This is a genomic window from Spirochaetota bacterium (assembly GCA_040756435.1).
Classification (GTDB): Bacteria; Spirochaetota; UBA4802; order UBA4802; family UB4802; genus UBA4802.
The window spans coordinates 1-6,546 of the sequence record JBFLZD010000097.1 but is presented as its reverse complement, the minus strand read 5'-3'; the positions used below and the strand labels follow the sequence as shown (position 1 = coordinate 6,546).

At 34.3% G+C, this 6,546-nt stretch carries 7 protein-coding genes and 1 rRNA gene; 4 read left to right on the top strand and 4 right to left on the bottom strand.

Going from position 1 to position 6,546, the window contains the following annotated elements; translation table 11 throughout:
* Positions 1-228: 228 nt before the first annotated feature.
* The 3 genes from purN to AB1444_15965 all read left to right on the top strand — a co-directional run bounded on the left by purN (position 229) and on the right by AB1444_15965 (position 2,358).
* On the top strand, positions 229-837 hold the full coding sequence (gene purN, locus AB1444_15975; GenBank protein MEW6528153.1) for a phosphoribosylglycinamide formyltransferase: 609 nt from the start codon (positions 229-231) through the stop codon (positions 835-837).
* Positions 838-1,138: 301 nt separating this feature from the next.
* Positions 1,139-1,675, top strand: a complete 537-nt coding sequence (locus AB1444_15970; GenBank protein ID MEW6528152.1) for a hypothetical protein — start codon at positions 1,139-1,141, stop codon at positions 1,673-1,675.
* Positions 1,676-1,905: 230 nt separating this feature from the next.
* A complete protein-coding gene (locus tag AB1444_15965; GenBank protein ID MEW6528151.1) occupies positions 1,906-2,358 on the top strand; it encodes a hypothetical protein in 453 nt (150 codons plus the stop codon).
* A 103-nt stretch (positions 2,359-2,461) separates the two neighbouring features.
* Here the strand turns inward: AB1444_15965 and AB1444_15960 are convergent, their stop codons facing one another.
* From AB1444_15960 to AB1444_15950, 3 genes are all read right to left on the bottom strand, one after another.
* Positions 2,462-3,280 carry a nitroreductase family protein gene (locus AB1444_15960; protein MEW6528150.1) on the bottom strand — a complete coding sequence of 273 codons (819 nt, stop codon included), beginning with the start codon at positions 3,278-3,280 and terminating at the stop codon, positions 2,462-2,464.
* Between the two features lie 153 nt (positions 3,281-3,433).
* A complete protein-coding gene (locus AB1444_15955) occupies positions 3,434-4,222 on the bottom strand; it encodes a PhzF family phenazine biosynthesis protein (GenBank protein MEW6528149.1) in 789 nt (262 codons plus the stop codon).
* Positions 4,219-5,010 (bottom strand): CPBP family intramembrane glutamic endopeptidase, encoded by a 792-nt coding sequence (locus AB1444_15950; protein ID MEW6528148.1) that lies wholly within the window; start codon positions 5,008-5,010, stop codon positions 4,219-4,221. Before AB1444_15950 ends, AB1444_15955 begins: the two co-directional genes overlap by 4 nt.
* A 183-nt stretch (positions 5,011-5,193) precedes the next feature.
* Between AB1444_15950 and AB1444_15945 the strand changes: the two genes are divergently transcribed.
* Entirely contained in the window at positions 5,194-5,949 is a 756-nt protein-coding gene (locus AB1444_15945; protein ID MEW6528147.1) for a DUF6675 family protein, read from the top strand.
* Positions 5,950-6,019: 70 nt separating this feature from the next.
* Here the strand turns inward: AB1444_15945 and rrf are convergent.
* A 5S ribosomal RNA gene (gene rrf / locus AB1444_15940) occupies positions 6,020-6,136 on the bottom strand.
* Positions 6,137-6,546 lie beyond the last annotated feature (410 nt).

Below are 6,546 nucleotides of genomic sequence, written 5' to 3'. Positions count from 1 at the left end.
AGTGACTACCCTGTTCTTGCACAGATACTGGCACGATACGGCAGACCAACACCAGATGAAAACAATGTTGCATTATTTATAAAGGGGTGCCATACTACAACATTAGTTTCAGATAATACAATTGACGATGCAACATTATCAACGATGCGTATCTAATAATACTATAAACAGCGGTATATTCTGTATATGTTTTTTACTACCATGAGATTATATATAATGAGGGGCCACATGAAAAAAACAGTATCATTTTTAGTATCAGGACGTGGATCAAATTTCCAGGCTGTTGCCAATGCAATTATCAAAGGTGATATTCCGGCAACACTGGGCATTGTTATTTCAGATAAGCAAGGAGTAAAAGCCCTTGACATAGCACGCCAACTTTCAATACCCGCTTTTTTTGTTAACCCCAAAGAATACCCCACCCGCCAGGACCATGAAAAAGCTATGGTTGAGCTTTTGCATAAATACAACACTGACCTGGTGGTCACTGCGGGATATATGCGTCTTTTAACACCATACTTTGTTAATGAGTTTAAAAACAGGATTATCAATATACACCCTGCGCTACTCCCATCATTCCCCGGTACTCATGCTCAGAAGCAGGCACTTGACTATGGTGTTAAAATTTCGGGATGCACCACACATTTCATTGATGAAGGCACAGACTCAGGGCCCATTATTATGCAAAAAGCTGTGCCAGTGCATGACGATGATACCGAAGACACACTCTCAGCGCGTATTCTTAAGGAAGAACATACCATATTGATTGAATCAGTAAAGCTTTTCTGCATGGATAAACTTAAAGTAAAAGGAAGAAAAGTTTATATTGTGCGATAGTTACTGTTAACGTCATTGTTGTAATTTCAGTATCCTTTATGAATAAAATACTTGCATAAAATCGCATTATAGCATATAGAGTGAGTAGTCCTGAATCCTGTTTTCAATTTATTTTAGGATGGCCATAGTGATATCCTAAAACGAGCATTATTTCATGATTGGCTTGATTCGGGATCTTAAATTTTCAATTGATTCCAGGTAATGCTGTTAATGACAGGGCAGACCACACTGGTCAATTCTGTCATAGCAGAGGTTGGCATCTGGAATTATGTTCAATACATTCTATTTCTGGAGGAGCTCTATGGGGTTACTTTCTATAATGTTATTATGTATTTTTTATACAATCCTCATTGTTATTGTGTATGAATACTATAAACTTTTCAATGCAAAGGATGAATATACAAAGCAGGAATTAAAACAGGTAGTTTTTCTTATTCCAGATCACTGGATACCACTATTATCCAAATTCAGATTATACCCGGTATATGCACTGATATCTCTTGTGTTTGGTATATTAATCCCGTTACTGTCAACCAACTGGTTTTTCCAGTCATCCGTATTCTGCGTTCTTTTATTTATTATACTGCCACAGATACGAAAGTCGTATGAACCAATGAAAGTCACTATATCCGATTCATTGGTTGATACTGTAGCCACAGCACTTTCTGAATATTACGAAATCATACTGTTTTTCTTTTCAACTGGCACTTTGTCTTCACTGACATATACCTGGGTTACTGAAAAAGAGCTTTCATTTTTATGGTTTATGTTTAATATGATCATTATATGTGCAATTATGTTTTTCATGTTAGCATCCCTTGACAGGGAAGTTGAATAAAAATTTTTTTGCACTATCATACAAAATATTTGTAGTATCATATATTGTTTAAATAATATGCTAAGAGGAGTGCAGGGAATTAGTACTAAAAAATTTTATTTTTTTATGTTGACGTTTCTTTTTATTTTTATTACTATTTGCCTTAAGTATACGGTATATCCCTATACTCACTTAGTTTATTAATAATATAATATGGGGTTAACCCCCCTAAAGAGAAGGAGGAGCTGTTTATGAAAAAGCTTTTATTAGTTGCATTAATTGCTGTGGTAGCAATTAGCTTTACAGCATGCGGATCACAAAAGATAGGTGGCCAGGTTAAAGGTGAAACATTTATTTCAGAAGGATGGGTAACACCTGATATTTTCAGAGTAACTGCTACTGGTGCCCCAAAGCCTGGTTTAAAGAACAAAATTCAAAGACGAGGAACAGCCAAAGAAGCAGCTCAGATAATGGCTGAGAAGCGAATAATTGAAAAATTTGTTGGCGCTCGTTTGGAAGGTGCTGCAGGAGCTGCTGATTACGCATCCACCGGTGTTGCAGTTGCAAAAGAATTTGGTGGCCTTGTAAAAGGTGGAACCATCGTTAAAGAAACCTATGACGATGATGATAACTGTGAAATCGTCTATCAGGTTGAGAAAAAAGGTTTAAAGAAAGAAGTTGAAGGTGGAGCTTACGAGCGATAATTCAATTTCATTAAAGTAAAATAAAAAAGGGGTGTCCAAAAAGACTGCCCCTTTTTTATTTTGTTTCAACATGAATAATTTATGAATAGCATTTTCTTATTTCTTATCGCCATTCAATGATAGCCTCTCTATATGGAATGCGATAGTACCTAACCAAAGGATATCCCACCAACATTGTCCCGTATACATTATTCCCATCCGGGATTTGCAAAGCTTTCTTCAAGGGATGATATACCATTGCACACCATGAAAAGTATCCTGCCCAACAACACCCAAGCCCTAAAGCCGGGGCAATTAATTCTAAATGTGTAAGGGCAATAGTACATGATGTTTGAGTATTTGGATTGGATTTCTTTCCATGTGCAACTATTATTACTGGTGCACTGTGAGTTACGGTATCTACACCATCTTCCCACGCTTTTGTTATCATGTCAAAATGCATGCTCTTTGCTATTTCAGGGGAATTAATTATCATCGTATGCATCCAATCAATCACGTGTTTAATTAATACATGTATTTCTTCTTTTTGAGTATATACAATATATTCAACAGTGCGTGAGTTATGGCCTGTTGGTGCATAAGCAGCTATTTCCATGAGTTTCATGAGATCATCTTTCTTAACTATATCTTTTTTAAATCTGCGTATAGAACGCCTTCCCTTGAAATAATTTTCTATTACAGTAACACCCGGATTCCATTGTTGATGTATATCCTGGCATTCTTCGGCTTTCAACATTGGAAGACTCAATGCACCATGGGGGCAAACTGCCACACAATGTCCACATTCAATACACATAGACTCAGCAGTATTAAGTGTCTGAGGAATACCACTATCATCAACTGAGATTATCTTCATAGGACATTCCATAACACACAATTTGTCTTTTTTACACTTATCTTTATCTACAATTATTGCCGGCATACCACACTCCTATAAAAATTGAAGATTATATTACCTACATTAATAGCCCAAGCATAAATACAACACCACCTTCGGTATACATAAAGGTTAGGAATGATACACGTATTTATCCTATGTTTTTTTATAAATGTCCTCTGTTGTTGCCTAAAATCATTAAATATTAATGTGGCCACTTAACACTGTTACCGCTTTCCCACCAATATACACTCGGTCATCTCCCACTTCAACTTTCAAAACACCACCGCGCTCTGAAGCCTGATAAGCAGTAAAAGTACTCTTTTGTAATTTTTGTTGCCAGTAGGGGCCTAAACAACAATGTGCAGATCCAGTAACAGGATCTTCATTTACCCCAAGACCAGGGGCAAAAAATCTTGATACAAAATCATATTCCATTCTGGAAGATTTTGCTGTTATAATCACACCTCTGCTATCCATTTTTTTTAATGCTATAAAGTCAGGATTGATTTCTAAAACCTCTTCTTCAGTCTTAACTTCAATAAGGTAATCCATCCTGTTTTTACCAGTATACACAGGTTTAACACCCAACGCTTCAATAACCCATTGAGGAATTGAATACTCTGTGGCTATCTCCTGAGGGAAATTCATTGTTATTATATCACCCTCTTTTTTCACTATTAGTAACCCGCTTCTGGTATAAAACTTAAGCTCTTGCTGAGCAGTAGCTATATGCTGTTCATACAATACATGTGATGTAGCTAAAGTGGCATGTCCACATAAATCCACCTCTTGCAGTGGGGCAAACCACCTGAGTAAAAAACCATTATCCTGTGGCAATACAAATGCTGTTTCAGGGCAATTCATTTCACGTGCTATCGACTGCATTAGTTCATCAGGAATACCAGTAGACAATACACAAACTGCAGCAGGATTTCCTTTAAACATTTCAGATGTAAAGGCATCAACTATAAATACTTTTATCATTTTTTTATCTCCTTTTTCCAGGTAAGTAAAATCATTAAGGCAATAATTAATTGTACTATAGTCCTGAAATATTTTGTTTCGTTGGGAATGTCTATCATTTCACCAAAAAAATTTATACAAAAATGGAATAGAATACCTGATGCAATACTCCTTTTTGTATTATGATAAACCCAATCCATCATAATACTTAAAGGATAAAATTGAATCATAAAATCTATCATGAGCAAAGGTGAAGCTTTGAGCAAGTTATATTGATAGGTTCCTTGAATGAAAAATAATGGGAGATGCCACATCATCCAGAAAAACCCCAGAATCATGCTTGCAGCAATTCTGGAATATGACTGTTCCAGATGATCAAGGGCAAATCCTCGCCATCCTAACTCCTCAGGTATTGGCCCAAAAAACAACATGTATATTGCAAAAGGCACGATATTTAATGGATTGGCAATATATTTTTCAAATGAATATAGCTTTGGCCAGATACCGGTGAAAGTTAAATACAGCAATAATCCAGCAAACGTAGTTGCTGGAATAATAATAAATAAGAAGAATAAATATTTTTTTGTAATGAGACGAACATCAACAGAACGCCTGAGAAAACTTTTCCAGTAACTATCGCCCTTGAGCCTGGCCAGAATAATTCCCGTTGAAGAAGGTGCTATACCACCACAGATATATAAAAACATAGTTACAAAATGGTCAATTTGTAAACCTAAAAAAATAGGAATAAACCATAAACTCCATGACCATAAAAAAGTAATAACAAAGTAAGTAGTATGTTGTTTCACGTATAGAATACCTGTTAAAATAAGCCTATAAATAACAGTTTTAACTCATTATATCTCTAAGAAATTATAATCTCCTCATATTGAAAAATATTTGCTATTTTTATATATAAAAAATAAAATTTTTGGGGAAAAATAATACTATAAAATTTTTTTATATTTTTAAAAGGTACGGCAAGCATTGGTATGAAAAATAAATTATTTGCTCTTATTTTAACACTCATAGTACCACAAACAACTGTACAGGGATATTCAATTCTTCCTGACACAATAGATGGTAAAAAACATTTTGTTAAAACAACAAAAGAACTCACCCTTGCACCTACCCCTGCAATAAGAGCATTTATTATTAAAAATGCTTCAATTACTAAAAATAATATTACACTGGAAGCATACCATACATTTAAAAAACCACAGAATATAAAAAACCCAATTACCAGCAGTGATAGATTGTCTATAATTAATATTTTACATTCAGTCAGTTCAATGCAGGGCATTAAGTATTACTCACAAACAAGAAAGAAATTGCGCATACTTTTTACAAAATCTTATATTATACACTATCCTTCCTTAAAACAATTAAATGATCCTTCTATCAAACATTTACAGCAAGTTTATTCTTTTTATACTCTCCAGGAAGATAAAACGTTTGGGAAGGTTGTTTACCAATATATCATATACCAGATACCTGAATTTATTCTATTAAAAACTGAAAATGTAAACCATATTAAATATTTTTCGATGCCTGTTGTGGATAAACGAAAATTTAAATTCTTTTTATTTATCCTTGATAAGGGTGAAGATATTGCCCTATACTGTCTATATTCAATTGATGTAATAGGAGATAAAGCACTTCCTTTGCAAAAGGTAAGGGATTCATTGTTTCACCGTTCTGATGCAATCATTCTTTGGTTTTACAATAAGCTTTACGGGAAATTATGAATAAATAGTATTAACGAAAAAAGCCACTCACTGCAGAGTGGCTTTTTCATTATAATATTTATGATTGCAATCCCGGCAGCGACCTACTTTCCCACACCGTTACCGGTGCAGTATCATCGGCGATGAGGGGCTTAACTTCTGTGTTCGGAATGGGAACAGGTGTTTCCCCCTCTCTATAACCACCGGGAAGAATTTACTTACCGTGTGAATGGACTTATAAAAAGATAGTCAAACTTTGTCAATAGAATTTATAAAAAAATTTTTAAAAAATTTTTAAAATAAATTCTTTTATTAAAGTATCGCAAAACCGCAGTTGTTCAAAAAAAAGTTGAAATTTTGAATTAAAAAATTTAGTACTACATCTTAAAGAAATAACATTACTTTGGGAGGATAAATAGTTTTCATGTTTTCCTTGAAGAAGGAATTCAATGCTGCAAATTTTATTGGGGGCCAGACCCTGAAATATTAAAAAAGTACCAACAAAGAACCTGAGATAGTTTTTTTAAACTTCTTTATATTCTCTTATCAAATTTGACTTGTTTAAACGCAACAATGAAGTATATTTAATTGCAATACTGGTATATACTTAAATCATTA